Here is a 25,016-nt window from a genome sequence, read left to right on the forward strand (position 1 = left end):
GGCCCCGTACCGGAGTGCGACGGGGCGGCGCCCGAACGCTAGGCCGGTCGGCAAAACCAAGTCAATAGCTTCATTCGGCAAATAGTTCTTCGGCCTGGAGGTATGGCGAACTTGGTTCGGTTCCGCCTAGGGTTCGAGTTGTAATCGAAGAAACTGATCGAACTAACCAGGCGAACGAGCCCGCCGAACGAACCAGCGCGCTGAAGCAAGCAACCAAGCAACGAAGAGGGCGTATGTCCGACACATCGCAGGGTGAACCGGGGTCGGCGCAGCACATCCTGCACCTGGTCTCCTCCGGCGCCGCCACCTCCCGGGCCGATCTCGTACGGGAGCTGGGCCTCGCCCCCTCCACCGTCTCGCTGCGCGTGCAGGAACTCGTAGCGGCGGGCGTGCTCACCGAGTCCGGCGAAGGAGCCTCCCGCGGCGGGCGGCGCCCCCGCCTGCTGCGCGTGCGGGCCCAGGGCGGCGTCGCGCTCGCCGCCGACCTCGGCAGCCATCACGCGCGGCTCGGCGTGATCGGCCTCGACGGGACCGTCCTCGACGCCGTCGACCTGCCGCACGACATCACCGTGGGGCCGGAGTCGGCCGTCGACTGGCTCTGCGGCCAGGTCGCCGAACTCGCCGCGCGCCAGCGTGAGGCGGGCCGCACCGTGCGCGCGCTCGGCGTCGGCTTCCCCGGCCCGGTCAAGCCGGGCGAGGGCCGAGTCCTGAGCCCGTCCCGCATGCCCGGCTGGCACCGCTACCCGCTGCGCGACGTCCTCGCCGAACGCCTCGGCCTGCCCGTCACCGTGGAGAACGACGCCACGATGATGGCCGTCGGCGAGCACCGCGCCGCCCGCCCCGACCTCGACCACATGGTGGTGGTGAAGGCGGGCCGCGGCATCGGCAGCGGCATCATCTCGGCGGGCCGTCCGCACGACGGGGCCAACGGCTGCGCCGGCGACATCAGCCACGTACGTGTGGAGGCCGCGCAGGACCGCCCGTGCAGCTGCGGCAACATCGGCTGCCTGGAGACGGTCGCCAGTGGCGCCGCGCTCATCCGCGAACTCGCCGGGCAGGGCGTCGAGGTGGCCTCCACCACCGAGCTCCTCCAGCTCGTCGCCGACGGCGACCCGCAGGCCACCACGCTGGTCCGCACCGCGGGCCGGCACATCGGCACGGTCCTGTCCGTGGTCGTGAACTTCTTCAACCCGCAGGCCGTGGCCCTCGGCGGCGCGCTCGCCGCCGCCGAGCCCCTGGTCGCCGCCGTGCGCGGAGTCCTGTACGAGCGCTGCCTGCCGCTCGCGACGTCGGACCTGGAGATCACCACGACGGTCACGGGCCGCGACGCAGGACTGCTCGGCGCGGGACTCACCGCCCTGCGCCACAACCTCCCCACCGCACCCGTCCCCCAGGAAGAGAGCGCCTCAGCATGACCAGCACGGCCCCCGCACGCCGCCTGCGCATCGGCATCGGCGGCATCGGCATCGAGTCCTCCACGTTCTGCCCGCACCGCTCCACCACGGACGACTTCCGGCAGACCCGCGGCCAGGAACTCCTCGACCGCTACACCTGGACCAGGCCCGACTCCGACCTCGCCGACGTGGTCGAGTGGGTGCCGCTGCTGCACGCGACCTCGCTCCCCGGCGGCCCGGTCGAGGCGGAGTCGTACCTGGTCCTCAAGGACGAACTCGTCACCCGCATACGCGAGGCGGGCCCCCTCGACGGCATGGTCTACGACATCCACGGCGCCATGAGCGTCATCGGCCTCACCGACGCCGAGGGCGACCTCACGGACGCGGTCCGCGCCGCGCTCGACGCGCACGGCACCCGCCCCCTGCTGTCCGCCGCGATGGACCTGCACGGCAATGTGTCGCGCCGCTTCGCCCACCCCTGCGACCTGCTCACGGCCCACCGCCTCGCCCCGCACGAGGACGCGTGGGACACCCGCGAGCGCGCCGCCCGCAATCTCGTACGCTGCCTGCGCGACGGCACGCGCCCGCACCGCGCCTGGGTCCAGGTGCCCGTCCTGCTGCCCGGCGAGAAGACCAGTACCCGCCTCGAACCCGCCAGGTCCCTGTACGCCTCGCTCGCCGAGATGGAGAAGCTTCCAGGCATCCTCGACGCGGCGATGTGGGTCGGCTACGCCTGGGCGGACGAGCCGCGCTGCAAGGCCGCCATCGTCGTCACCGGCGACGACGCCGAACTCGCCGCCGCGGAGGCGGAGAAGCTCGCCCGGCGCTACTGGGACGCCCGCAGGGACTTCGTCTTCGTCGGCCCCACCGGCAGCGCCGAGGAGTGCATCGAGAGGGCGGTGGCCTCCGACAAGCGCCCCTTCCTCATCAGCGACTCCGGCGACAACCCGACCGCGGGCGGCGCCGGCGACCTCGCGTACATGCTGGGCAAGCTCCTCGCCAACGACGCCATCCGCACGGGCGAGGTCACAGCCGTGCACCCGGGCATCACCGACCCGGTCGCCGTGGCCCGCTGCTTCGAGGCGGGAGTGGGCTCCGAGGTGACGCTGAGCGTCGGTGGCAAGGTCGACGCCGGCCACGGCGGACCGTACGAACTCACCGGTACTGTCACGGCGTTGCAGCGCGCCACCGAGCAGAAGGACCGGGCCGAGGGCGGCGCCTACGACCGCGGCGTCGACATGGCGGCCGTGCGCGTCGGCGGACTCACCGTCGTCCTCGTGGAGCGCCGCAAGCCGTTCCACACGCTCGCAGACTTCATGGGCCCCGCCGAGGGCGGCCTCGGCGTCGACCCGCGCACGTACGACCTGGTCGTCGTGAAGATCGGCTATCTGGAGCCCGAACTCCACGACATGGCCGCCGACTGGCTGCTCGCCCTCACCCCGGGCGGCGTCGACCAGGACCTCCTGCGCCTGGGGCACCACCGGGTCGAGCGGCCGCTGTACCCGTTCGACGACGACGCGTACGCGGACGGGCCGGGCCCCGACCTCACGGCCGTGCTCCTGTAGGCGGGCGTGCTCTTGCGGACGGGTGGCCGACGGAGTCGCGGAGCGGCCGCTTCCGGGTGAGGCTGGAGAGGCCCGTACCGGCTGCCGACGAGCCGGTGCGCTGAAACCGCGCGCTGAAGGAGACACGATGCAGCAGGACAAACAGCCCGGCTACGGCCCCGTGGTGTTCCGCGACCGGTCGGCGGGCTATGCCTTTCTGACCCGCTCGACGGCCTCCAGCGACGAGACGATCGAGTGGGACGACGGCGAGACCTACCCCGTCGTCGACGTGGAGATCTCCTCCGAGTCGCACCCCTTCTACACGGGCAAGGCGCGGGTGGTCGACGCCGAGGGGCAGGTCGCCAAGTTCGAGAAGCGGTACGGCGAGCAGGACAAGGGCTGACCGCCCGCGCACCTGACTGACCGCCGTACCGCCGGGGGATCGGACCGTACCGCTGGGGCTCAGACCGAGCGGTGGTACTGGTCCGGCACGTGCACGTCCCCGCCCAGCTCGCGCGCCGCCGAGCGCGCCCACGACGGGCTGCGCAGCAGTTCACGGCCGAGCAGGACGGCGTCGGCCTCGCCGTTGGCGAGGATCTTCTCGGCCTGCTCCACGTCGGTGATGAGGCCGACGGCGGCCACGGCCAGCTCCGTCTCGGCCTTCACGCGCGCGGCGAAGGGGACCTGGTAGCCGGGTCCGACCGGGATGCGGACGCCGGACGCGTTGCCGCCGGTCGAGACGTCGAGCAGATCGACGCCGTGCTCCTTGAGGAGGGTGGCCAGGCGCACGGTCTCGTCGGGCGTCCAGCCGTTCTCCTCCAGCCAGTCGGTGGCGGAGATACGGAAGAAGAGCGGCTTGTCCTGCGGCCACACCTCGCGGACCGCGTCGACGACCTCGAGGGCGAAACGCACCCGGTTGTCGAAGGAGCCGCCGTACTCGTCCGTGCGGACGTTGGAGTGCGGCGAGAGGAACTGGCCGATCAGATAGCCGTGCGCGCCGTGGATCTCGGCGACGTCGAAGCCCGCGTCCAGGGCGCGGCGGGCGCCGTCGGCGAACTGGCCGACGATCTCGCGGATCCGCTCCACGGTGAGCTCGGCCGGGGCGGGGTGCCTGTCGTCGAAGGCGAGGGGGCTCGGCGCGACCGAGTCCCAGCCGTGGGCGTCGGCGCCGACCGGGGCGCCGCCCTTCCAGGGCCGGTCGGTCGACGCCTTGCGGCCGGCGTGCGCCAGTGTTAGTGAGTATCGTTGTACCCATGGCCGATGGAGAGTTGCGGCGAGCGCCGCACTGGGGAGGGCTACGCGTCGTCGGGGCCAAGCGGTTGAGCCGCTTCACCGACGCCACTACGTCGCCTGAAGTCCAAGAGGAAATGATCATTGGCGCGCAACGGCGCGTGGGCGGTGAGTTCGTCGGTTGGGCGACGGACCTTGACATCTCCGCCATCAAAACGACGCCGTGGGAGCGCCCGGAACTAGCGTACTGGCTGGAGAACCCCGAACTCTGGGACGTCTTGATCTGGCAGCGCATGGACCGCGCGGTTCGCTCTATGGCGGACATGGCGGATCTTGGGCGCTACGCGAAGAAGCACAGGAAGCGGCTCATCTTCGCGTCCGGGCCCGGCGGGGACATGCTGGAGCTGGACTTCGCGTCGCCCATGTCTGAGCTGATCATGCTCATTCTCGCGTTCGCTGCCCAGATGGAGGGGCAGACGATCATGGAGCGCACTCAGGGTGCGGCAGCACATCTTGAGTCGCTCGGGCGCTGGGCCGGCGGTCCTGTGCCTTACGGCTGGGCGCCGGGGCGCAAGGTCTTCGAGGATGGCAAGGAGGGTTGGTGGCTCTTCAGGCACACGGACGACGACCCCACGCGATCGACGTCGGAGATCCGACTCGGGATGATCGCGCGTGCTGTCACGGGGAAGAACTACACCGAAATTCTCCGCTGGTTGGAGGAGATGAGCGCCATCACGCCGTGGAATCACCGGGCGTTGCTCGCGACCCCGCCGCGTGACCTGGATCCGGAAAGCGCGTGGAACGTCACCGTTGTGCGGGACATGCTTCAGTCCGCACTGAATCGGGGCCACACCGTCAAGCGTGACGGCACGGTGGTTCGCGACGACAACGGCGCCCCGATCCTCCAGGCGGAGCCGCTTATCGACGACGCGACTTCCTACGAGCTCAAAGAGGCGTTGAAGCTCCTGGAAAACGGACTGGCAGGGAAGCCGCGCAGCGACGGGCACGAGCTCCTGGGAATCCTAGAGTGCTCCATCTGTGAAAGGAACCTAGTCAAGTCCTGGACATCGGAGACGAAGGGCAAGGGGAAGAACCGCGTTCGTACCGATGTCCGCGTCGACATCTTCAGGTGCAACGGCAAGTACCACCCCGAGGGCGTACCGGGCATCTCGATGAAGGCGGTAGAGGTATTCGAGTGGATCGATGGTCAGTTCCTGGCCCACATCGGGCCATTCCGTCGCACTCAGGTCATCACCACACCCGGCATTGACCATCGCCCGGAAATCGAGGAACTCCAGTCGGACGTAGACCAGTTGTCCGCTCGCCTGGCCCGCCTCCGTGGACCCGCGGCTGACGCCGTGGAGAAGCAGCTAATTGGGCGCTCCAACCGTCTCGAAGAGCTGCGGGAGCAGCCGTTCGTGCCAGCCAGTCAAAAGCTCGTCGAGCTTGACGAGACGTGGGGCGACGCCTGGAGGGCAGCCCCCGACTGGGCCGCTAAGGCTGTCCTCATGCGGTCTGTCGGCGTGCGCGTGGAGGCGCTGCCGGCTGAAGGGTGGCGCCCGGACATTTCCACGCGACTGCGCTTCCACGTCGGCCAGCACGTCGACCCGGTGCAGGACGCGTTGGATGACGTGGCTTACCAAGAGGGTCTCTAAGGTCACGTTCAGGTAAAGGAGTTGGGAGCCCCGGCGGGTCAACGTCGGGGCTCCCGGCGCGAGTTTGGCCGCCTCGTCGACGTCGGCAGCCGTCCGCGTCGTCCACAGGATGCTGTGGATAACTCCAGGGAGTGACGAAATTCTGTGGATTCGCTACGCCGAGTGACGTGGGTGGCCATTCTGGGGGTCAAAGTGTCAAACCAACCCCTTATTTCAATTTCCTCTAACGCGCGTTAACCTCGCCGTTTCACTTGGTTGCGGCTGGCTTTGGGGCGGAAACGCGAAAGTGCCTTCCTGACCTGGGACGATGAACCTTGCTGAGGGGTTCTGTCGGTCCAGGCGGAGGGCACTTTCTACGTGCAGGCTATCGGGTTGCGTCCCAAGATCCAGGTCAGTGCAGATGGTTCGGGGGTGGTCGGTCATGCCGGGGCACGGTTACTGGCTGATCTCGCTGATGCCACCGGGCTCACCGCCTCGTACTCCACCGCGCTCAGGCCGCTTCGGCCGCGCGGGACTGGGCATGATCCGGGCCGGATCGCCACCGACCTGGCGGTGATGCTCGCCGACGGCGGTGAGGCCATCGCGGACCTGGCCGTACTGCGGGACCAGGCAGGGGTGTTCGGTTCGGTCGCCTCGACACCGACGGCCTGGCGAATGCTCGCCGACACCGACGGGAGGACACTGGCTTCTCTGCGCTCGGCGCGTGCCCACGCTCGGGAAGTCGCCTGGATGCAGGCTGCCGAGACCAGCGGGGGCCTACCTGCTGCTCGGGCCGGCGGAGGAGAGCTTCCCGGCCTGGTTCTGGACCTCGACGCCACGCTGGTCACCTGCCACTCCGAGAAAGAGCAGGCCGCACCCACCTATAAGGGCGGCTTCGGCTTCCATCCGCTGCTGTGTTTCCTCGCGAACACCGGCGAGGCCGTGTCGGGGCGGCTGCGGCCCGGGAACTCCGGCGCCAACACTGCCGCCGATCACATTGCGGTGCTCGACCAGGCGCTCGCGCAAATCCCCGACGCTCACCGGCACGGCATCGACATCCTGGTCCGCGCCGACAGTGCCGGATCCGCGAAAGCCTTCCTCGCCCACGTCCGCGACCTGCGGAAACGAGGAATTCGTACCTTCTTCTCGGTCGGATACGCCATCACCGAGCCGGTCCGCCGTGCTGTCCGGGCCATGCCCGACCGCCTCTGGCATCCCGCCCTGGACCAGGACGGAACCCTGCGTGATGGCGCAGAGGTGGCCGAGCTGACTGGCATGGTCGATCTGGGCGGCTATCCGACCGGCACCCGCATCATCGTGCGCCGGGAGCGGCCGCACCCAGGAGCCCAGCTGTCCCTGTTCGACCAGGACGAGGGCCTGCGCCATCAGGCGTTCCTCACCGACACCCCATACTCCGGCGGCGGATCCGCCCAGTTCCTGGAGGTCCGCCACCGCGGGCATGCCACCGTCGAAGACCACATCCGGTGCGGCAAGACCACCGGCTTCGGCCGCTTCCCCTCCCGCGACTTCGCCGTCAACGCCGTCTGGCTCGAACTCAGCCTCGCGGCGATCGATCTGCTGGCCTGGACGCGCGTCCTGCTGCTGGACGGAGAACTCGCGTCTGCCGAGCCGAAGAAGCTTCGCTACCGGCTCCTGCACGTTGCCGCCCGCCTCACCCGCGGCGGCCGACGCCTGCGCTTGCGGATATCGGCGACCTGGCCCTGGAGAAACGAACTGGCCACGGCCTTCCATCGCCTCGCCGCACTGCCCCGTCCCGCCGACTGACCGGCAAACCCCTGACCGCCCACGACCCGAAGGACCCTGGAGAACCCGACCACCGCGCCGGGCTTTTGTCATGTCCGAACACCGAAATCGCGTGGGCCACCCGACAGTTACCCCTCAACAACGCCTCATCGCCGCAACCGAAACGGCGAGGCTAAGAGGTTTGTGAAATAGGGGGTTAGTTTGCCAGTTCGTGCGCGGCCCCGGGAGGGGCGGGCGCGGAGCAAGATCACTGCCGCGTCACACGCGACCCATAACAGAGGTAGGAGGGAAGGACCGCGACGCCGGCGAATGGCGCGGCGTCCGCTTCCCTCCCTGACGACCGGCGCCGCTCCTGCGCTCCCCGCACTCTCCTCCGGGTAGACGCGCGGTAGAGCGGCCCCGGTCGTCCCATAGCTGTCTCGTCCCGCGGGGACGAGGAAGCCGTCCATGACGATGACCCGGGGCAGACCGGGAGGCGCCAGGGGCGCACGACGAGCCGGAGCGATGCGCACGCTTGCGCGGTAGCTCAGTCAGGCAGAGCGCCGGCCCCCGCTGAGACATGCGGGACTGTCGGGACGACACGGGTTCAAATCCCGTCCGCGACGGCTCGTCACACACCTTTCGTAGCTCAATGGCTAGAGCCGCGCGTTGTGGTCGCGCTGATCCCGGTTCGACTCCGGGCGAAGGGACGTAAGCAACTTCCGTGCACTGACAGAGGAGCGAGCATGAGCGTTGTGGTGTCCTCCCTGAAGTGGGACGCCAGCGTCGCGGGGTCGCAGAAGATCACGAACGACAAGGACGGTTACCACCTCGTCCGCTTCCCCTACACGACCGCCGGCGAGTCCTACGACCCGTGGAAGATGCACGACCCGAAGAACGGCGGCTCTGCCGCGTCGAAGTTCCCCGACGCCCGCTCCGGGCTCATCTGGCCCTCTCACGACGGCTGGGGCGTACTGTCCGCGCTCGTGTTCTGGGATGCGGATCCTGACGCCCTGGAGTACCGGGCGCGGTTCGTCCGTGACCCGCTCGGCTTGTCGACGGGCTACGACGCCACGGCGACGAGCGACAGCACGCCGACGAAGGGCGGACAGTACCGCTCGTACATGTGGCAGATGTTCGTACGCCGCGGGACCCCGCTGGGCCTGAAGGTAGCGGCCCGGGGAGCCGGCGACGCGAAGCGTTCGACGCCGCTCATGCTCGCGGAGCTCAAGCTCGCCATTCATACGGACGTGGAGACGCCCGCCTAGACGCAGCACGCCTGGCGGGCCTCTGGAGCCACGGTGTGCGCCGCTGGAGCTAGGGCGGGGTCACGCCCGTCTGGCGATGCGACGGCGATGCTATGTGCGGCGCCAGCTCCAAGGGTGTCGGGGACAACGAGGTGAGGCAGGGAGGGATTCGACCCTCGGTGCCTCGTGGAGCTGCTAGTTAGCCGATGCAGGGTCCACTCCCACCATTCAATCTGCCCGGGGATAAACTCAGGCGTTGATAGATATCCTGATGAAAAGAAGGATGCTCCCGAACCCGAATATGGTGAGAGCGAACATTTCCAGTAGCGGCCACATGGCGCGCCCTTTTCGGTAGTGACACATTCCGCGGACGGCGAGAGACCTTCTCGACTGTCTCTCCGCTGGGCGTTTCAAGCGTCCACGCTGTGCAGCGTGGTTTCGAAACATCGAGCGCTGGGACTGCGTCACTTCCTATGTTCCTAGCACCTCAAGCGTAACTCCCATGACGTGCAAACTGACTAATTTGACGGGATGTAGTTCAGCGGTCAGAGCACCCGCTTTGGGAGCGGGGAGTCGGAGGTTCGAATCCTCCCGTCCCGACCAACACGCAGCCCCGCCGCGGAGGAGAGATCCCGCGTGCGGGGCTGAGCTACGTCCCGAGCTAGGCCTTCGGCAACAGCACCGCGAAGGCCCCCGTTCCTGGCGTGTCGTAGTACGTGACGGTGCCGCCCTTGCGCGGGACGTCCAGGACGACGGACCCCGTCACGGACTGGTCCGGCCCGTATTCCGTGTCGACGTCCTGCCCATCGACGGACTCCAGCGTCGTGCAGTCCTGAGCGGCCGTCTTGTCGTCCTGCCACTTCATTGCGCCGTACGGGCTGAACCGTCCAGGCGCGTTGCCGACGTTTTTCAGCGTGAGTTTCAGGACGACGTACTGACCATGCTCAGGCTTGTTCGACGTGTCGAGTTCCGCGGCCGTGACGTACCTCGCGGACTCCACCTTGACGTTCATCTTCGTCTGTACCGACTCGCCTGTGTCGTCGAAGACGTCGAACGGACCGCTCGTGCCGACGACCAGCAACGGCGCTGGCGGGGCATCAGCTTCCTTGCCGGCGTCCACCTTGTCGAACGAGGCGGACGCCTCAACAGCTGGCGTGCTGGGTGTCGCCCTGTCGACGTCGGCATCCGCGCTCGTGCAGCCGCTCAGTACGGCGACGAGGACGGCAGGTGCCGTCAGCAAAGCGGCACGGCGAATGTAGGCACGCATAGCAACCCCCATGGAACAGCGGCCTCCCCTGGCCGCATGGAGCAGTCAGCGTAAGGCACAAGCGCGGGATGAGGAGGCGCTATGGCGTGGCAGGGAAGTACACGCAGGCAGCGCCTACCTAAGGACTGGCCGCGCATACGACGCCGCATCATCCGCCGTGACAAGGGCGTCTGTGTAGCCACGTACAGCGATGGCACACAGTGCGGCTTGCCTGGTACTGACGTGGACCACATTGTCCACGGTGACGACCACAGCGATGCGAACCTACAGCTTCTGTGCACCTGGCATCACACGCACAAGAGCAGTAGTGAAGGCGGCTCAGCAGCGGCCCTCACACGCGTGCGTACTGCCCGCCCTACCACCACACACCCCGCCCTGGAGGACTAGCCCATGAGCGGTGCCTATGTGGTGCTGGAGGAGGCCGACGACACGGGTGAGGACGGAGTCTTAGTGACTCGCGTCGTAGTCAATGGTGTTGATGTTGGTCGACTCGCAAGAGCTCCGAAGATCAGCGTTGGAAGTGATCGCGATCGTTCCGTCACGACGGTGACGATCACGCTCGTTCCGAGCCGCCTGGAGATCAAGGGCGAGCTAGCTGACGGTGATCGTCGCGAGCCGCGCGCCGGGTTCGCAGCCAAGATCGACTAGCCCTGACCCCAGGGGGGTGACCCCCTGCCGGCCACCTTGCCGACCGTAAAGGTGCTGGGCCTCGTGCTCTGTACGGGTCTGGGGGATGTGGCTGAGGCGTCCGCAGGCGCCTCCTGGAGGCCCGAACGCCGGCCCGCTGGACTGCCGAAGACCCCGACACGGGAGGCGGCGACACAGCGATCCGGTACGCGCTCGACTTGAATCAATGCAGGTCAAACACTGTTCTACCGTTACACGCCGCGCTAAGATGGAGCCATGAACACACGACAATGCGAGCGGTGCTCGGAGCACCTGGGGGCGCGGCACTCACACCGCGCGCGCTTCTGCTCGACCCGTTGTCGTGTGGCATCGCACCGCGCGGCGAAGAAGGATGCGACTCCCTACGAGCTGACGACCCGCGACAGGTGGGTTCGACGCGCCGCGGACAAGCGCCCGTTGACCGTCGCCGGCATGGCGGCATCGTCGACGCGCCCCCGCACCTGGAGCACGCACAAGGAAGCCGCCGCTTCGACGGCCGGCGTCGGTCTGGGCTTCGTCCTCTCGGACGTCGACGACATCGTCTGTCTCGACCTGGACCACTGCTTGAACCCGCTCACTGGGCAACTCGCCCCGTGGGCGGCTGCCATCGTCCGCGACGCAGGCGCCACCTACGTAGAGGTGTCACCGTCCGGCGATGGACTGCACATCTGGGGTGGCGCTGATGTCCGCCATGGACGGAAGATCCGGCGCCCCGAAGGTACGGCCGTAGAGATCTACGGGACCGGCCGCTACATCGCAATGACGGGGCGCCGACATGGCAACGCCCCGTCGATCCTTGCCGATGTCACGCCTGCGGTCGAAGGACTCTTGCGCTAGTAGGACTCCGTTAGGTCTTTCGGTCGGTCGTGTTCAGGAGCATGGTGAGTGTGTGGACGCACATGAAGTGAACCGTGCTCGGGCGAAGTTGGCGTTATTCGTGGCTGATGTGTTCGCGTCGGTGCCGCGCAAGGATCAGCGGGCGAAGGGTGACTGCTATCTGCGGGGACTGATGACGGACGGTCGCCGCAAGTCCATCCAGGCCATGGCGTCGCGGCTGCCGGACGGCAATGAGCAGAACCTGCAGCAGTTCGTGAACCAGTCGACCTGGGATCCGGTGCCGGTGCGGCGGCGGATCGCCGAGCGGTTGGTGCCGCTGATCGGCCCGGATGCCTGGGCGGTCGATGATGTGTCGTTTCCCAAGGACGGACGGATGTCGGTCGCTGTCGCCCACCAGTACTGCGGAGCACTGGGCAAGCAGGCGAACTGTCAGGTCGCGGTGAGCGTGCACGCGGTCTCCGACACCGCCTCCTGTCCGCTGCGGTGGCGGTTGTTCGTGCCCCAGGAGTGGGCGGACGATGCCGGACGGCGGCAGAGGACCGGGATACCGCCAGAGGCCGGGCACCGGGAGAAGTGGCGGCTGGCCCTGGACACCTTCGACGAGCTGGCCGGGTGGGGGCTGGTGCCTCCGGTGGTGGCCGACGCCGGATACGGGCAGAACGCCGACTTCCGCGACGGCCTGAGCGAGCGGGGCATCACATATGTCGTGGCGGTCCGTTCGGACGTGACCGTCCATCCGCACGACGCGCAGCCCACCGCCCCGGTGTGGTCCGGCAACGGCCGCAAGCCGCAGCCCCGCTACCGCGACAAGGCGTCCTCGGTGGCCGCGCTGGCGGCCGGCCATGGGCGGCAGGCGTTCACCGAGGTGACCTGGCGGGAAGGCTCCCGCGGGCCGATGCGCTCGCGCTTTGTGGCGCTGCGGGTGCGGCCGGCCGGGGTCAGGGCCCGCCGCCTGGCCCAGGCCGCAGCCACCGCCGAACACGGCTACTGGGACGGTGTTCTGCCCGAAGTGACGCTGCTGGTCGAATGGCCCGAGGACGCCCAAGAACCCACCGGCTACTGGCTGTCCAGCCTGCACGCCGACACCCCGCTTGCTGAACTGGTCCGCCTCGCCAAGATCCGCTGGCGCATCGAGCACGACTACCGGGAACTCAAACACGGCCTCGGCCTGGACCACTTCGAGGGACGCTCCTGGACCGGCTGGCACCACCACGTCACCCTGGTCACCGCCGCCCACGCGTTCCTCACCGAACAGCGCCTGGTCCCAAAAGCCGATACAGCGGACTCAGCCTCTACCAGATCCTCGACGCCATCCAGGACCTGCTGAACTGCTGGACCGGCACCTGCACCACCTGCCACCGCCCCTTGCCCAGAACATCCACCGCCAGCCAGAACCCAAGATCCAGAGCGACCTAACGGAGTCCTACTAGTCGATTACCGCTGGGTCCACCATGCGATTCCGCTTCCGGCAACGGTGGTCACCGTGGTCACGAGCCACGTGGGAACGCGATCAATCGTCACCCGGATGCCGCCGCAGCGCAGTTCGAAGGCGGGATCCCGCTTGGGTTTCGACGCGTCGGAGGGTGGCGCGATCTTGGGCACGGCGGTTCCTCCCGCGGGGCTCTAACTGCTTTCACAGGGTGACGAGTTCACTCGCGCACAAGCGCGAGCGTACGCCGCAAAATTTACCGCATGGAACCCAGGAAACGAAAGAATCTTCGGCATGTACCCGTGAACTGGGGCGCTGGCCGCAAAAGGATGCTGGCTCACCCGAGACGGAAGGAGCGCCGATGGCCGGACGAGGTCCCGCCCCAGAGGGCACAACCAAGCGCCGCCGGCGCAACACCACGGCGGTGCTTGCTTGTGTTGCAACGTTGGCGGGTTGGCTCATCGCGCTTCCGTAAGGGACTTGCGCAGGCACGGGGTTGATGCATGTTCATCGCGTTGTGATCCATGCCGTGAGCGCAGATCCAGCGCAGGTGATCAACGCCGTCAGCAGGCGCACGGGGACGCGCTGAAGGGTCATGCGGAACCCGCCGATTCGGATGTCGAGTGCGGGGGCGGTTCGTTCGATCTCCATGAGCTGACCCTCCATTAAGTCCCTTGCTCTGCCCGGCTGATCTGGTTTCGTGCGACGCCCTCAGCATGTCCCAGCTGGCCCAGCAGAGTGCACTAGGGGTCGACCGTTGGGCCTATAAGCGGCACTGAGTGCCGCCAACCCCCTATGGGGGCGTGCGGTTGGGTGGGTGCCGAAGGTCCGTATCGCCAAAGCTAGATGACCTTTCCAAAATGCCGCAATACGGACTCTTCTCGCCCGTTCCGCGAACCGATTGGAGGAGCGCCCATGGGAGGCCGTGGCCCCGCCCCGAAGGACCCGACCAAGCGCCGCCGGCGTAACGCCGGTGAGCCAGAGACCGTAATCACCAATGACGAGGAACTCCGCGGCCCCGAACTCCCCGCGGGCGTTCTCGGCGAGGAAGACGGCGTTCCTGTCGAGTGGCACTCGATGACTCAGCTCTGGTGGAACTCCTGGCGAACGTCGCCGCAGGCGCAGACGTTCGTGGCAACGGACTGGCTCTTCCTCATCGACACCGCCCTCATGCATCAAACGAGGTGGGCTAAGGGCCGATGGGAGTTCGCTTCCGAAGTCCGGCTCAGGGCAGCCAAGTTCGGCGCCACGCCGGAGGACCGCGCTCGCCTGAAGCTGAAGGTCGATGAATCCCCAACGAGTAGGAAGAACGTAGGCCCCAGCCCTACGGGCAACGTCTCCGACATCAACTCGCGCAGAGCGCGTCTCACAGGCTAGGAGGCCGGATGCCGCGCGCAATCGTGCGCGCTCCCGGTCATGACCGCTCCCGCTTCGCTCGGGTGGATGGCGGTCGCATGGATGGAGTACTTCGTCGTCCACAGTCCTGGCGACGTCCAGGGCGAGCCTGTACGCCACGGCGACGAGTACACAGGCTTTGTCGTGGACTGCTACGCCGTCGATGACGACGAGGGTCGCCTCCTCTACGACAGTGCGTTCTTCTCCCGCCCGAAGGGCTGTGACAAGAGCGGACTTGGCGCCCGCATCGGCCTCTTCGAAGCCTTCGGCCCTGCGCGCTTCGCCGGCTGGGCAGAGGGCGGAGAGGTCTACCGCGACCCGTGGGGGCTGGGCTTTGGCACGGGTCAGCGTCCCTGCATCAGGAGGTGCAGCAGCGTCGCCACGCCAACACCGACCAAGAGGGCAGTGCCGAACGACGGGTGCTCGAAGGCGACGTACACGGTGCCGCAGTCGACGAGCATGAGCAGTGCCGTCCGCTGATCTGTCTGCCCGTTCATTCGTGAGGCCCACCCTGCGTCTACGCCGCTATCGCTGTCGCAGGGAATCAACGACTGGAATCTAGACAGATTTCCCACCTGGTTTAGGGCGTTTTCTGATCATGCGGTATTACCCCGCGCTCCTCGGTGGCCCCGATTCTGTCGACGGGCGCCGCCTCTCCGTCTCTGACCAGTGCGATGACACTTCGATGACACGAACTCGCCTCAGTCAAGGTTCGATGGCGTGCGCTCAAGCTTCGCGGTCACATGAGGCCCCCGCAACATGGCGGCGGCTCAAGCTCTGAACTGGACATGCTCCGCTCCTTGGAACGCGACCTCTGGCGTACCCGGCGGTGGATCGAGGAGGCGGAGCGCCGCGAGGACGAGCGCACGCGCGGCGAGCGGGAGCGTCCACCGGCCCCGGAGTGGCTGATCGAGATGGGGCTCGGAGGCCGGGCGCCCGTGTACGGCCACGTTGGTGAGTGCCACGTGGCGGGCAAGCGCTCGCGCGGCGTCGACCGAGGCCAAGCACTCCGCGCCGTGACAGAGGGCGTCCCGGCTTGCACACACTGCCGGCCGGATACGGGGTTGGGGGTGCTGAAGTGATCGGACCGCCGCACCCTGGAGATATGGCGATATCGCTGATAGTTGTTCACCCGGTGCTCGGCACAGGCGGCCGGCGGGTGACGGTGCGCGGGCAGATTCTCGGCCTTGCGAACTCGGACCGGGACGTCGTGGAGTTCCTCCGACGTGCCGGCTTGCCGGACGCGGAGGACCTGCTTGAGGATCCGTCGTGGGTGAAGTGGCACGGCGGCCGGGCGCACCACTACGAAGCGGCGTGAGTGTGAACGGTCGTGCGTGTAGGGCGTGTTGGCAGTTGCGGGCTGTGTGATGTAGATACTCCGCATGGTCATTGCCGCGGGGGACCCCTGGTATCAGAGTGCGTTGTTTGTTGGCATCGTCAGCGGGCTGTTGGGGGCCGCTGGTGGTGTGGTCGCCGTGTTCATGCAGGGGCGGCGACTGCGGTTGCGGTGGGCTGAGCGCGCCAACACATCGTTGTTGAGCACCTCGGATCCAGATCTTGCCGTGTTTCACGGGGGCGCACCCGTCACCAACCCGCGAGTAGTCAGGTTGGAGATCTGGAACCCTTCAAGACGTGAAGTAACCAGTGACAAGTTCAACAATGACGGCCTGGTCTTTGACTTCAAAACCCCGATCGTTGCAGTGCTCAGCGCTGAGTCGACACCAGTAACGCGTGTTGCGCCCAGCACCCTGATTGCAGGGGAGCATCTGGAGATCAACCCCGCACTCCTCGCAGTCAAGCAGCGCTGCACGTACACCGTCTTGGTCGACGGCCCAGAGGAGCGTGTCGTCACGTCATTTGATCCCTTTGTGGGTGTGACCATCACGCGTGAGCTGACCGTGGACGAGCAGCAGCGGCAGCAGTTGTTCAGTGTTCTGGCAGGTGGTGTGTCGTTCGCATTTCTCCTCGTAGGAACCGTGTTGGTTTGGCTGCGCTGAACCGCAATCCACAGGAACACCCTTTCCCCCGCCCTTCGCCGCACCGTGCCCCCCGACCACAACCACGGGTGCCCCATACACGATGACCGCCTTCCGCTCCTCAGCCTCGACGAGGCTCATGCGCTCCTTGACGTCCTTGCCGGCACCGCGGAGAGGGACGACGAGCTAAGGGACGACGCGGCGTGGCTGCTCGCCGAACACGCGGCCCGCGTGCCGTCGCGCGAGGACGAGATCAACGGGAACTGAGCGTTCTCCGAGCCGCGTTGATGACGTTGTGCGCGTCGGCGCCGTAGACCGCGGACTCTTCCAGCGTCTTCCACGCGCGCATGTATGTGGCGACACTGTCCGCGTCCTCTAGCCACAGCTCGGAGTGCCATGTCTCCGTGACGACCTGGCGTTCGTCGTAGATCCAGAACCCGGACCCCGGCGGCAGCTTCAGTGACGCGCCGAACGGCACGATTCCTAGCTCCACGGTGTCCATGCCGACGACGCCGGCCAGGCGGTCGAGCTGGGAGGCGAGCACGGAGGGCGGGCAGACCATGGCCCGGAGGACGGCCTCCCACATGATGATTCGGTAGCGGCGCGTCCCGGTGTAGAGGAGTTCCTGACGCTTGATCCGCGCTCGGACGGCGTCCTCCACGTCGCGTGGCGACCGGTGCAGTTCGCTGAAGCGCGTGAAGATCGATCGCGCGTAGTCGGGCGTCTGGAGGATGCCGACGACCCACGACGACTCCCATGCGTGTAGCACCGTGGCGTGGGCCTGAGCTGTGTTGTGGGCGTCCTGTGCGGCGCGGTGTCCGGAGGCGAGTTGGCGGCGCCACGAGCGGATGTGTGACTCGAAGCCGGCGAGCCTGGAGCGCAGTTCCTCGAACGCTTCAGGCTGGCCCGTTGCGTCCGCCCACGCGCGGAGGTCGTCGGTGGTGGCGGTCTGCCGGCCATTCTCCAGCTTGGAGACTTTGGCCGCAGACCACCCGAGCCGTTCCGCGAGCTGTGCCCCGGTGAGCCGCCCGTCAGGGTGGTTGAAGCGGAGCTCTCGGAGCCTTTCCCCGAGAGCCTCGCGCGATTGCTGATAGTCGGTCGTCACCGGTCACGCTCGTTCGTGGCTAGTCGTTGAACTCTTGGTACGGCACGGCGTAGTGCCAGGCAGCGTCACGGAGCTGTGCATGCCGGTTAACGGCCGCAGGCTCCGTGATCAGTTCGGCGTTTGTGAAGTTGTCGTCCTCGTCGAACACGAGGCGGGCGACGATGCGGGAGTCAAAGATCCAGAAGTCTTCGTCCCCGAGGAGCAGCCGATCCGCGTCAGCGCGGCTGAGGTTGCGAATGTCCTCCCCAAGCGCCGTGTTCTTCACGGCGTGGGCGGTCAAGTAGCGCTGCCCGATGGTTGAAGGGGAGTCGACGAGGCGGACGCGTTCGACGCGGGCGCCGTCAGCGGTCTTTGCCTTGATCGTCTGGCACCACGAGGACGAATAGTCCCACGCCGGCTCTTCCTCGGCGACGAACTGGGCGTAGGTCGACGTCGCCTCGTCCGACGCGTACCGCCCGCGCGTCTCAAGCCTCCACGCCGTGTGCTTGAAGTTCTCGAAGAGTCGGCCGAACGCGTCCAGGTCGATGACGCGAGGCGTCTCGTCGCGCGGGCCGAAGTCTACGAGCGTGTTCCTGGGAATGACGACCGCCACCTCCCCCGCGTCGAGATGCTGCAACTTCGCGATGTCCGCGGGGTCTTCGAGCGGCGGGCCGTGGACGATGACCTCTCCGGAATCCAGGTCTTCGTGTACCGCAGGGCATCCGCCTTCGCCTGATCCTGTGCCGTTGAACCGGAGTCGTCGTGGCATGGCCAAGTCCTCTCGTTCAGGTTCGGGTCCACAAAGGATCGCCGGGCGTGACGGCGCTGAGCCACCGGCTACCAATAGCCTCGTGAGAAATAGAGCGAAAGACAAGAGGGTCACCGCGAAATTTCGCGAAAGTGGGCTCCCGCTGCACCGGGTGACGTCCCTAGCGTCCCTTTCATGGCGAAGACACGAGAGCCGGATAACGCCGAAGCGCGGGAAGTAACTGAGTCCCTGCGGGCGGCACTTGATGAGGCGGGAATCGTCTTTCCGTCCCTTGGCGTCGACGACGCGTCATTCGGTCCCGGCCTCGTGAATCTGGGGCGGGTCCGGGCGGACGTCGCCTCTCGACTGGCCGACGTAATCCGACGAGGGGGCCAAGGGGCGTGACGGTGAACCATAAAGTCGGCGCACTCGTCGTCGACACGAGGAACGACAGACTCGGCCGCGTCATGGGCCGTACAGGGCCCTATCTCCAGCTCCGCCCTCCGGGTGGTGGACGTGAGTGGGACGCCGACCCCGCTCACGTCCGACCGGCAAACGAGGCTGAGAGACGCCGCGCATCCGTCGCGGAGGGGTCACTCCTAAAGCGGGTGCCTTCATGACGGCCGCCGTGGAGGCGCCCAACCTGCGCCGGCTGAACGGCGATCAGCTCCGGGGCTGGGCGTGTGCTTTGTGTGGCGCCAGGCTCTACGAGGACCGGGCGCTCCCTCCGATCACAGAGGTTCGTCACGGGCTGAAGGTGCGCATCGAGCTGTGGGCGTGTGCCCCGACGTGCCTGGAGGCGAGCCAGAAGGAGAGACGGGGGCCGTGGCTATGACGTCGCCGCCCCCGTGCATCGCTGTGTCCACGATCCCGCATCTCCTGGCGCGGAGTCTTTTGGCGGTGTGTCAGCGAGACCTCTCGGCTCTCATCGTCCGATGCGCGCTCCCTGACGGCCACCACCCGAGCCACGAGGCCGCTCTCCCTGGGGGCGGCATCTTCTACTGGGAGTGATCTCCCACCACATACCCGCGTGCCAGGGGCTCCCACTCCGGCGCGCGGAGGGGCGGCAGGGTTCCGGCGTCGCCGTTAGGGACCCTGCCCGCTCCGGCGGCGAAGGCCCCGTCCACTCCTAACTGTTGGGGGAGTGGGCGGGGCTTTGTCGTGTCTAGGCGCGGCCGTACTGGCTCGGCGTGTAGACCTCCGCACCAAGCTCGCGTGCGGCGTGGCGCGCCCAGTAAGGGTCACGCAGGAGTTCACGGCCTAGGAGGATCGCGTCCGCCTCACCGCTGGTGAGGATCTTTTCCGCTTGCTCCGGCTCAGTGATGAGGCCGACAGCTGCCGTCGGCATCGGCGTCTCGTTCTTCACGCGCGACGAGAACGGGACCTGATAGCTCGGACCCACCGGGATCCGCACGCCGGGGGCGTTGCCTCCGGTGGAGACGTCGAAGAGATCAACCCCGTGATCCCGGAGAAGAGTCGCCAGGCGAACCGTGTCGTCAGCGGTCCATCCGCCTTCCTCCAGCCAGTCAGTAGCGGAGATGCGGAAGAAGAGGGGGAGGTCGTCAGGCCACACGGCGCGAATAGCGTCGACGACCTCCAGGGCGAATCGGGCGCGGTTCTCGAACGACCCTCCGTACTCGTCCGTGCGCTTGTTGGAGTGCGGAGACAGGAACTGCCCGACGAGGTACCCATGGGCGCCGTGGACCTCCGCCACCTGGAACCCTGCGGCGAGCGCACGGCGAGCAGCGTCCGCGAACTGGCCCACCACGCCCGCGATCTCGTCCGTGGTGAGCTCGTGCGGCACCGGGTGCCCGTCGTCGAAGGGCACGGCGCTGGGCGCGACGGGCTGCCAACCGTGCTCGTCCGCGCCGACGGGCGCTCCGCCCTTCCACGGGCGGTCGGTCGAGCCCTTGCGCCCGCTGTGGGCAATCTGGATTCCGGGGATGCCGCCCTGGCTCTTCACGAAGTCCGTGATCTTGCGCAGCGCTGATACCTGCGTGTCGTTCCAGATGCCGAGGTCGTACGGAGAGATGCGGCCCTCAGAGCTAACGGCTGTGGCCTCAGTGATGATCAGGCCCGTCCCGCCGACGGCACGAGCCGCGTAATGGGCGAAGTGCCAGTCCGTCGCTACGCCCGTCTCCGGACCCTCCGGGGCGGCGCTGTATTGGCACATGGCGGCCATCCATACGCGGTTCGGAATGGTGAGATCGCGCAGCTTGTAGGGCGTGAAGAGTTCGGTCACCGGATGACTCCTGAGGCAGTTTGGGCAGTTCAGCGGGGTGGAGGCAGGGTCAGGCGCAGAGAGCGAAGTCGGCCGGCATGGTGCCCTGATACTTGGTAAGACTGGCCTGCCCGAGCTGGATGCCCGGGACGGTGCCGTGCGCCTTGAGGAAGTCGGTGATCCGGCGGAGCGCCTCGACCTGCGTGTCGTTCCAGATACCGAGGTCGTACGGGCTGATGCGGCCCTCGGGGCTGACAGCGGTGGCCTCGACGATGATGAGTCCGGTGCCGCCGGCGGCGCGGGCCGCGTAGTGCGCGAAGTGCCAGTCGTTCGGGGCGCCGGTCAGCGGGCCCTCGGGAGCGGCGCTGTACTGGCACATCGGCGGCATCCAGACCCGGTTGGGGATGGTCAGCGACCGAAGGGTGTAGGGCTCGAACAGCGCGCTCACGGCAGACTCCTATACGTTCACGACGGGCGTGGCGGGTCCTCGTACGATAGGCATCGTAGTACGGCACCTGTCAAACTACGACAGGTCTCGTACAATGGGCCTGACGCAACCGGAACGCACCCGCCACCCCCATCCGCACACCGGGCCGAACGAAGTGGAGCCGCCGTGACGACCGCCGCACCGAGCAGCAGGGCGCTTGCTCACCCCACGCGTGACGAGATCCGCCTGGAGTCGGTGCTGCACGCGCTCGCCGACCCGATGCGCCTGCGGGTGGTGCGGGAGCTGGCGGCCGAGGAGGGCGAGGACGCGGAGCTCTCCTGTTCGCACTTCGTCCTGCCCGTCACGAAGTCGACCACCACGCACCACTTCCGCGTCCTGCGCGAGAGCGGCGTGATCCGGCAGATGTACCGGGGCACCGCCAAGATGAGCGTGCTGCGCCGCGCCGATCTAGAGGTGCTCTTCCCCGGGCTGCTCGACAGCGTTCTCGCGGCCGCCGCCCGGCAGGACGGCCGGCTCGAGGGCTGAACTCCCGCTTCCCGGAAGGTGGTTGAACAGCAGGTTGAGCACGATGGCCGTGATGCAGCCCGCGCTGATCCCGCTGGTCATGACTGTCTGGAACCAGTCGGGGAACTTCGCGTAGATCCCGGGCACACCCACCGGAAGCACGCCCACCGCGACCGACACGGCGACGACCGTCAGGTTGTGGTTGCCGGCGAAGTCGACCCGGGCCAGCGTCCGCACACCGCTCGCCGCGACCGTGCCGAACATGACCAGGCCCGCGCCGCCGAGCACCGGCGCCGGGATGGCGGCGACGACCGCGCCCAGCTTGGGCAGCAGGCCGAGCAGGACCAGGATCCCGCCGGCCGTGGCGACGACCCAGCGGCTGCGCACCCGCGTCATGCCCACAAGGCCGACGTTCTGCGCGAACGCGGTGTACGGGAACGTGTTGAACACGCCGCCGAGGACCGTGGAGAAGCCGTCCGCGCGCAGGCCGTCCGCCAGCGAGCGCGGCTGGACGGGCCGCCCCGTCATCTCGCCCACCGCGATGAAGTCGCCCGTCGTCTCGGTCATCGTCACCAGCGCCACGATCAGCATCGACGCGATCGCCGCGCCGTGGAACGTCGGCGTGCCGAAGTGGAACGGCGTGCTGATGCCCACCCAGTGCGCGTCACTGACACCGCCGAAGTCCGTGAAACCGGTCGGCACCGCGACGGCCGTCCCGACGACCATGCCGACAAGCACCGCGACGCGGCTCAGGAACGGCGGCGCGAACCGCTGCACGGCCAGGACCACCACGAGGACGAACGCGGCCAGCGCGACGTTCTTCGGGGCGCCGAAGTCCTCCGTACCCGCCCCGCCCGCGACCCAGTTGCCCGCCACCGGCAGCAGCGAGACACCGATGATCAGGATGACCGTGCCGGTGACCAGCGGCGGGAAGAAGCGCAGCAGCCTGCCGAAGACCGGCGCGAGCAGCATCATCGCGAGCCCGGCGACGATCACCGCCCCGTAGATCGCGGGAAGCCCGCCGCCCGTCGTGCCGATGATCACCATCGGCGAGACCGCGGCGAACGTACAGCCCTGCACGATCGGCAGCCGGACGCCGAACCGCCACACCCCGACGCATTGGATCAGCGTCGCGATGCCGCACACCAGCAGATCCGCGGTGATGAGATACGCGAGGTCGGCGGGCGACAGCTTCATCGCGCCGCCTACGATCAGCGGTACGGCCACCGCGCCCGCGTACATGGCGAGCACGTGCTGCAAACCGAACACGGCCAGCTGCCGCACGGGCGGCACCTCGTCGACGGGGTGTACGGACGGTGGGGCGGCCGGGGCTGCCATGGGCACTCCAGGGGGCTGTCGGAACGCGAACGCGCAGGCGATGCGGGTGCGGGTGCGAGGGACGAGGCGGACAGCACGAGACCGTATGGGGCTTAAACGTTTTGTTGATTTCGCGACTGTTGCCGGGATGTGTCGCCGTTCCCGGGCGCCACGCGACAGTGCGTATCGCTGCTCAGACGCTACGTCGTCCCGTCGCGGGCAGCCGCCAGCAGGCCCGCCCAGTCCGGGATCTTCACCGGGCCGCGCCCCAGGGACCGGCCCAGCTCCGCCTCCGCGCGCTCGATCGCGAGCCACCCGGGCCACTCGACGGCCGCACAGCCCGCCGCGCGAAGGCCGGGGAGCGCGTCATCCGGAACGTCCCCGGCGGCAAGTGCCGCGGCGTCGTCGAGCAGTGACTGCGCGGTCTCCTTGGCGCACGGGCGGTTGGTGCCGATCACGCCCGTCGGGCCGCGCTTGATCCAGCCCGCGACATACTCGCCGGGCGAGACCTCGCCGGCCCGCAGGATGCGCCCCTCGCGATGCGGCACGGTCCCGGTGGCCGCGTCGAACGGCAGCCCGTCCAAGGGCACTCCGCGGTATCCGACCGAGCGCAGGACGAGCTGCGCGTCGATGTCGTCGAACCGGCCGGTGCCGCTCACGCCGCCCGAGCCGTCCGGCGCGGTGTGCTCGAACCGTACGCCCGACACCTGGCCCGCCGCCCCTTCCAGGAGTGCCGCCGGCCGCTGGAAGAAGCGCAGATGGATGCGGCGGGGCAGACCCGGCGACGGGCGCTCGGCCCAGCCGCGCAGCACCTCGACGTTCCGCCGGTTCGCCGCCGGGAGCCCCGACGGGTCGAGGTAGGCGGGATCGAGCGCCAACTCGGCCGGATTCACGACCACTTCGACCCCGGGCAGCGTGCCGAGCTCACGCAGCTCCTTGGTGGTGAACCGGGCCTGCGAAGGGCCGCGCCGTCCCACCATGTACACGTCCCGCACCCGGCTGTCGGCCAGCGCGCCGAGCGCCGCCTGCGGCATGTCGGTGGGCGCCAGCTCGGCCGCGCCGCGGGCCAGGATCCGCGTGACGTCCACGGCGACGTTGCCCACGCCGATGACGACGGCCGACTCCACACCCCGTACGAACCCCTCGGCCACCGCGTCCGGATGCGCGCTGTACCAGGAGACGAAATCGGTCGCCGACCAGCTGCCCGGCAGGTCCTCGCCCGGTACGCCCAGATGGCGGTCGGTGGCGGCGCCCACGCAGTACACGACCGCGTGGTACATCTCCAGGAGCCGGCCGGGCGGCAGGCCGGGGCCGATCTCGACGCCGCCGACGAAGCGGACGCGCTCGTGCTCCAGAACCGTGCGCAGATTGTTCTGCAGCGACTTGATCTTCTCGTGGTCCGGTGCCACGCCGTAGCGCACCAGGCCGTACGGGCAGGGGAGCCGGTCGAGGACGTCCACATGGACGTCCGGCACCCGCTCCTGCTGGACCAGGCTCTGCGCGGTGTACACCCCGCTCGGCCCCGACCCCACAACGGCGACGCGCAGCACGGCGGACTCCTTCCGCAGGCCGACGGACTTCCAGCATGACACCACGGGGGCCGGGCCGGGAGGGTGTGGGGCGCGCGGAGCTCACCGGTCGGGCGTCAGGACATCTTCCGCATGCGCCCGATCTCGGCCGTCTGCTGCGCGATGACGTCGTTCGCCATCTCCTCGATCTGGACGTTGTTCCCCTCGGACAGCACGTCCGTCGCCATGGTGACCGCCCCGGTGTGGTGCGTGATCATCAGCTTCAGGAAGAGCTCGTCGAAGGCCGCGCCGTGCGCCGCGCGCAAGGTCTTCAGCTGCGCCTCGGTCGCCATTCCAGGCATCGCCCCGTGCTCGTGGTGCCCGCCGCTCTCGCGCTCCCTGCCGTGGGAGTTGAGCCAGCCCTCCATGGCCCCGACCTCGGGCCCCTGCGCCGCGGCGATGCGCTCCGCGAGGCGCTTGACCTGGCCCGACTCGGCCCGCTTCGGGGCCAGTTCGGTCATCTGCAGGGCCTGCGTGTGATGCGCGATCATCATCTGCGCGTAACTGAAGTCGGCCGAGTTGGGGCTGTCGTCCGGCCTGCGCTTCTGCGCGTCCTCGGCCGACAGCGTCTCGGCGCCCTCGCCCGGCTTGCCCGGCGCGATCACCGAAGGTCCGGGCCGCGCACGGGAGTTGGTGTCAGCGCCCCCGCTGTCCGGCGCCGTGTCACAGCCGCCGAGTACGAGCGCGGCCACCGCGACCGTCAACGGCAGAACAACTTTCATGACGAGTACGTTGCCATCTGTTGATCTGTGCATGATGAAGAC

24 protein-coding genes, 3 tRNA genes and 2 pseudogenes are annotated in these 25,016 nt (G+C 68.1%); 19 read left to right on the top strand and 10 right to left on the bottom strand.

The genetic code is table 11. The features are described from left to right. Window positions 1-233 precede the first annotated feature (233 nt). From OG574_RS39595 to OG574_RS39605, 3 genes are all read left to right on the top strand, one after another. Window positions 234-1,415: an ROK family transcriptional regulator gene (locus tag OG574_RS39595; protein ID WP_326777095.1), complete on the top strand. Its 1,182-nt coding sequence runs from the start codon at window positions 234-236 to the stop codon at window positions 1,413-1,415. Then, complete coding sequence (locus OG574_RS39600; RefSeq protein ID WP_326777096.1) at window positions 1,412-2,959, top strand: M81 family metallopeptidase; 1,548 nt, start codon at window positions 1,412-1,414, stop codon at window positions 2,957-2,959. Before OG574_RS39595 ends, OG574_RS39600 begins: the two co-directional genes overlap by 4 nt. Before the next feature lie 127 nt (window positions 2,960-3,086). After that, window positions 3,087-3,341 (top strand): type B 50S ribosomal protein L31, encoded by a 255-nt coding sequence (locus OG574_RS39605; RefSeq protein WP_100598819.1) that lies wholly within the window; start codon window positions 3,087-3,089, stop codon window positions 3,339-3,341. Window positions 3,342-3,400: 59 nt separating this feature from the next. On the opposite strand, the pseudogene OG574_RS39610 reads toward OG574_RS39605, so the two are convergent. Further along, window positions 3,401-4,174, bottom strand: a pseudogene (locus OG574_RS39610) (oxidoreductase); the annotation flags it as partial. Window positions 4,175-4,191: 17 nt separating this feature from the next. Here OG574_RS39610 and OG574_RS39615 point away from each other — a divergent pair. The 6 genes from OG574_RS39615 (at window position 4,192) to OG574_RS39640 (ending at window position 9,395) form a co-directional block, all read left to right on the top strand. Next, window positions 4,192-5,823: a recombinase family protein gene (locus OG574_RS39615; protein WP_326777097.1), complete on the top strand. Its 1,632-nt coding sequence runs from the start codon at window positions 4,192-4,194 to the stop codon at window positions 5,821-5,823. Window positions 5,824-6,150: 327 nt separating this feature from the next. Continuing rightward, complete coding sequence (locus OG574_RS39620) at window positions 6,151-7,587, top strand: IS1380 family transposase (protein ID WP_442816945.1); 1,437 nt, start codon at window positions 6,151-6,153, stop codon at window positions 7,585-7,587. Window positions 7,588-8,081: 494 nt separating this feature from the next. Beyond that, window positions 8,082-8,172 (top strand) — tRNA-OTHER (locus OG574_RS39625). 11 nt (window positions 8,173-8,183) lie between these two features. Then, window positions 8,184-8,255: transfer RNA gene (locus OG574_RS39630), tRNA-His, on the top strand. Window positions 8,256-8,291: 36 nt separating this feature from the next. Next, window positions 8,292-8,813, top strand: a complete 522-nt coding sequence (locus OG574_RS39635) for a hypothetical protein (RefSeq protein ID WP_326777099.1) — start codon at window positions 8,292-8,294, stop codon at window positions 8,811-8,813. 506 nt (window positions 8,814-9,319) lie between these two features. Beyond that, a tRNA-Pro gene (locus tag OG574_RS39640) sits at window positions 9,320-9,395 on the top strand. Between the two features lie 58 nt (window positions 9,396-9,453). Here OG574_RS39640 and OG574_RS39645 read toward each other — a convergent pair. Further along, window positions 9,454-10,059, bottom strand: a complete 606-nt coding sequence (locus OG574_RS39645; protein ID WP_326777100.1) for a DUF4352 domain-containing protein — start codon at window positions 10,057-10,059, stop codon at window positions 9,454-9,456. Between the two features lie 390 nt (window positions 10,060-10,449). Between OG574_RS39645 and OG574_RS39650 the strand changes: the two genes are divergently transcribed. From OG574_RS39650 to OG574_RS39660, 3 genes are all read left to right on the top strand, one after another. Continuing rightward, window positions 10,450-10,707: a hypothetical protein gene (locus OG574_RS39650; RefSeq protein WP_326777101.1), complete on the top strand. Its 258-nt coding sequence runs from the start codon at window positions 10,450-10,452 to the stop codon at window positions 10,705-10,707. A gap of 342 nt (window positions 10,708-11,049) precedes the next feature. Beyond that, window positions 11,050-11,562, top strand: a complete 513-nt coding sequence (locus OG574_RS39655) for a DNA primase (protein WP_326777102.1) — start codon at window positions 11,050-11,052, stop codon at window positions 11,560-11,562. 52 nt (window positions 11,563-11,614) lie between these two features. Continuing rightward, a complete protein-coding gene (locus OG574_RS39660) occupies window positions 11,615-12,889 on the top strand; it encodes an IS701 family transposase (protein ID WP_326777103.1) in 1,275 nt (424 codons plus the stop codon). Between the two features lie 107 nt (window positions 12,890-12,996). Here the strand turns inward: OG574_RS39660 and OG574_RS39665 are convergent, their stop codons facing one another. Further along, window positions 12,997-13,164: a hypothetical protein gene (locus OG574_RS39665; RefSeq protein WP_326777104.1), complete on the bottom strand. Its 168-nt coding sequence runs from the start codon at window positions 13,162-13,164 to the stop codon at window positions 12,997-12,999. A gap of 742 nt (window positions 13,165-13,906) precedes the next feature. On the opposite strand from OG574_RS39665, the gene OG574_RS39670 reads away from it, so the two are divergent. From OG574_RS39670 to OG574_RS39695, 6 genes are all read left to right on the top strand, one after another. Next, entirely contained in the window at window positions 13,907-14,368 is a 462-nt protein-coding gene (locus OG574_RS39670; RefSeq protein ID WP_326777105.1) for a phage terminase small subunit, read from the top strand. Window positions 14,369-14,434: 66 nt separating this feature from the next. Beyond that, window positions 14,435-14,866 carry a hypothetical protein gene (locus OG574_RS39675; RefSeq protein WP_326777106.1) on the top strand — a complete coding sequence of 144 codons (432 nt, stop codon included), beginning with the start codon at window positions 14,435-14,437 and terminating at the stop codon, window positions 14,864-14,866. A 434-nt stretch (window positions 14,867-15,300) separates the two neighbouring features. Further along, complete coding sequence (locus tag OG574_RS39680) at window positions 15,301-15,468, top strand: DUF6233 domain-containing protein (RefSeq protein ID WP_326778759.1); 168 nt, start codon at window positions 15,301-15,303, stop codon at window positions 15,466-15,468. Between the two features lie 23 nt (window positions 15,469-15,491). Beyond that, a complete protein-coding gene (locus tag OG574_RS39685) occupies window positions 15,492-15,704 on the top strand; it encodes a hypothetical protein (protein WP_326777107.1) in 213 nt (70 codons plus the stop codon). A gap of 64 nt (window positions 15,705-15,768) precedes the next feature. Beyond that, entirely contained in the window at window positions 15,769-16,383 is a 615-nt protein-coding gene (locus OG574_RS39690) for a hypothetical protein (RefSeq protein ID WP_326777108.1), read from the top strand. Window positions 16,384-16,428: 45 nt separating this feature from the next. Then, a complete protein-coding gene (locus OG574_RS39695) occupies window positions 16,429-16,629 on the top strand; it encodes a hypothetical protein (RefSeq protein WP_326777109.1) in 201 nt (66 codons plus the stop codon). On the opposite strand, the gene OG574_RS39700 is transcribed toward OG574_RS39695, so the two are convergent. From OG574_RS39700 to OG574_RS39725, 4 genes and pseudogenes are all read right to left on the bottom strand, one after another. After that, window positions 16,616-17,467 carry a helix-turn-helix domain-containing protein gene (locus OG574_RS39700; protein ID WP_326777110.1) on the bottom strand — a complete coding sequence of 284 codons (852 nt, stop codon included), beginning with the start codon at window positions 17,465-17,467 and terminating at the stop codon, window positions 16,616-16,618. The two genes, OG574_RS39695 and OG574_RS39700, sit on opposite strands and share 14 nt — an antisense overlap. A 19-nt stretch (window positions 17,468-17,486) precedes the next feature. Then, window positions 17,487-18,215 (bottom strand): DUF6879 family protein, encoded by a 729-nt coding sequence (locus tag OG574_RS39705; protein WP_326777111.1) that lies wholly within the window; start codon window positions 18,213-18,215, stop codon window positions 17,487-17,489. Between the two features lie 1,144 nt (window positions 18,216-19,359). Next, window positions 19,360-20,436, bottom strand: a complete 1,077-nt coding sequence (locus tag OG574_RS39720; RefSeq protein WP_326777113.1) for an NADH:flavin oxidoreductase/NADH oxidase — start codon at window positions 20,434-20,436, stop codon at window positions 19,360-19,362. Between the two features lie 103 nt (window positions 20,437-20,539). Beyond that, a pseudogene (locus OG574_RS39725) lies at window positions 20,540-20,863 on the bottom strand (oxidoreductase); the annotation flags it as partial. 165 nt (window positions 20,864-21,028) lie between these two features. On the opposite strand from OG574_RS39725, the gene OG574_RS39730 reads away from it, so the two are divergent. Continuing rightward, entirely contained in the window at window positions 21,029-21,388 is a 360-nt protein-coding gene (locus tag OG574_RS39730; protein ID WP_326777114.1) for an ArsR/SmtB family transcription factor, read from the top strand. Here the strand turns inward: OG574_RS39730 and OG574_RS39735 are convergent. From OG574_RS39735 to OG574_RS39745, 3 genes are all read right to left on the bottom strand, one after another. Then, complete coding sequence (locus OG574_RS39735) at window positions 21,311-22,705, bottom strand: nucleobase:cation symporter-2 family protein (protein ID WP_326777115.1); 1,395 nt, start codon at window positions 22,703-22,705, stop codon at window positions 21,311-21,313. The two genes, OG574_RS39730 and OG574_RS39735, sit on opposite strands and share 78 nt — an antisense overlap. A gap of 179 nt (window positions 22,706-22,884) precedes the next feature. Then, the gene (locus tag OG574_RS39740) at window positions 22,885-24,234 is read right to left on the bottom strand and encodes an FAD-dependent oxidoreductase (protein WP_326777116.1); all 1,350 of its coding nucleotides are present in this window, start codon (window positions 24,232-24,234) and stop codon (window positions 22,885-22,887) included. A 95-nt stretch (window positions 24,235-24,329) separates the two neighbouring features. Beyond that, a complete protein-coding gene (locus tag OG574_RS39745) occupies window positions 24,330-25,007 on the bottom strand; it encodes a DUF305 domain-containing protein (protein ID WP_326777117.1) in 678 nt (225 codons plus the stop codon). Window positions 25,008-25,016 lie beyond the last annotated feature (9 nt).

The organism is Streptomyces sp. NBC_01445 (assembly GCF_035918235.1).
In the GTDB taxonomy this organism is placed as follows: domain Bacteria; phylum Actinomycetota; class Actinomycetes; order Streptomycetales; family Streptomycetaceae; genus Streptomyces.

Excerpts from the sequence above, each read along its gene's own strand:
- OG574_RS39735 (WP_326777115.1), bottom strand. The coding sequence starts at position 22,705 with ATGGCAGCCCCGGCCGCCCCACCGTCCGTACACCCCGTCGACGAGGTG.
- OG574_RS39635 (WP_326777099.1), top strand. The coding sequence starts at position 8,292 with ATGAGCGTTGTGGTGTCCTCCCTGAAGTGGGACGCCAGCGTCGCGGGG.
- OG574_RS39595 (WP_326777095.1), top strand. The coding sequence starts at position 234 with ATGTCCGACACATCGCAGGGTGAACCGGGGTCGGCGCAGCACATCCTG.
- OG574_RS39675 (WP_326777106.1), top strand. The coding sequence starts at position 14,435 with ATGGCGGTCGCATGGATGGAGTACTTCGTCGTCCACAGTCCTGGCGAC.
- OG574_RS39705 (WP_326777111.1), bottom strand. The coding sequence starts at position 18,215 with ATGCCACGACGACTCCGGTTCAACGGCACAGGATCAGGCGAAGGCGGA.
- OG574_RS39745 (WP_326777117.1), bottom strand. The coding sequence starts at position 25,007 with ATGCACAGATCAACAGATGGCAACGTACTCGTCATGAAAGTTGTTCTG.
- OG574_RS39690 (WP_326777108.1), top strand. The coding sequence starts at position 15,769 with ATGGTCATTGCCGCGGGGGACCCCTGGTATCAGAGTGCGTTGTTTGTT.
- OG574_RS39685 (WP_326777107.1), top strand. The coding sequence starts at position 15,492 with ATGGCGATATCGCTGATAGTTGTTCACCCGGTGCTCGGCACAGGCGGC.
- OG574_RS39600 (WP_326777096.1), top strand. The coding sequence starts at position 1,412 with ATGACCAGCACGGCCCCCGCACGCCGCCTGCGCATCGGCATCGGCGGC.
- OG574_RS39670 (WP_326777105.1), top strand. The coding sequence starts at position 13,907 with ATGGGAGGCCGTGGCCCCGCCCCGAAGGACCCGACCAAGCGCCGCCGG.
- OG574_RS39615 (WP_326777097.1), top strand. The coding sequence starts at position 4,192 with ATGGCCGATGGAGAGTTGCGGCGAGCGCCGCACTGGGGAGGGCTACGC.
- OG574_RS39680 (WP_326778759.1), top strand. The coding sequence starts at position 15,301 with ATGGGGCTCGGAGGCCGGGCGCCCGTGTACGGCCACGTTGGTGAGTGC.
- OG574_RS39645 (WP_326777100.1), bottom strand. The coding sequence starts at position 10,059 with ATGCGTGCCTACATTCGCCGTGCCGCTTTGCTGACGGCACCTGCCGTC.
- OG574_RS39605 (WP_100598819.1), top strand. The coding sequence starts at position 3,087 with ATGCAGCAGGACAAACAGCCCGGCTACGGCCCCGTGGTGTTCCGCGAC.
- OG574_RS39650 (WP_326777101.1), top strand. The coding sequence starts at position 10,450 with ATGAGCGGTGCCTATGTGGTGCTGGAGGAGGCCGACGACACGGGTGAG.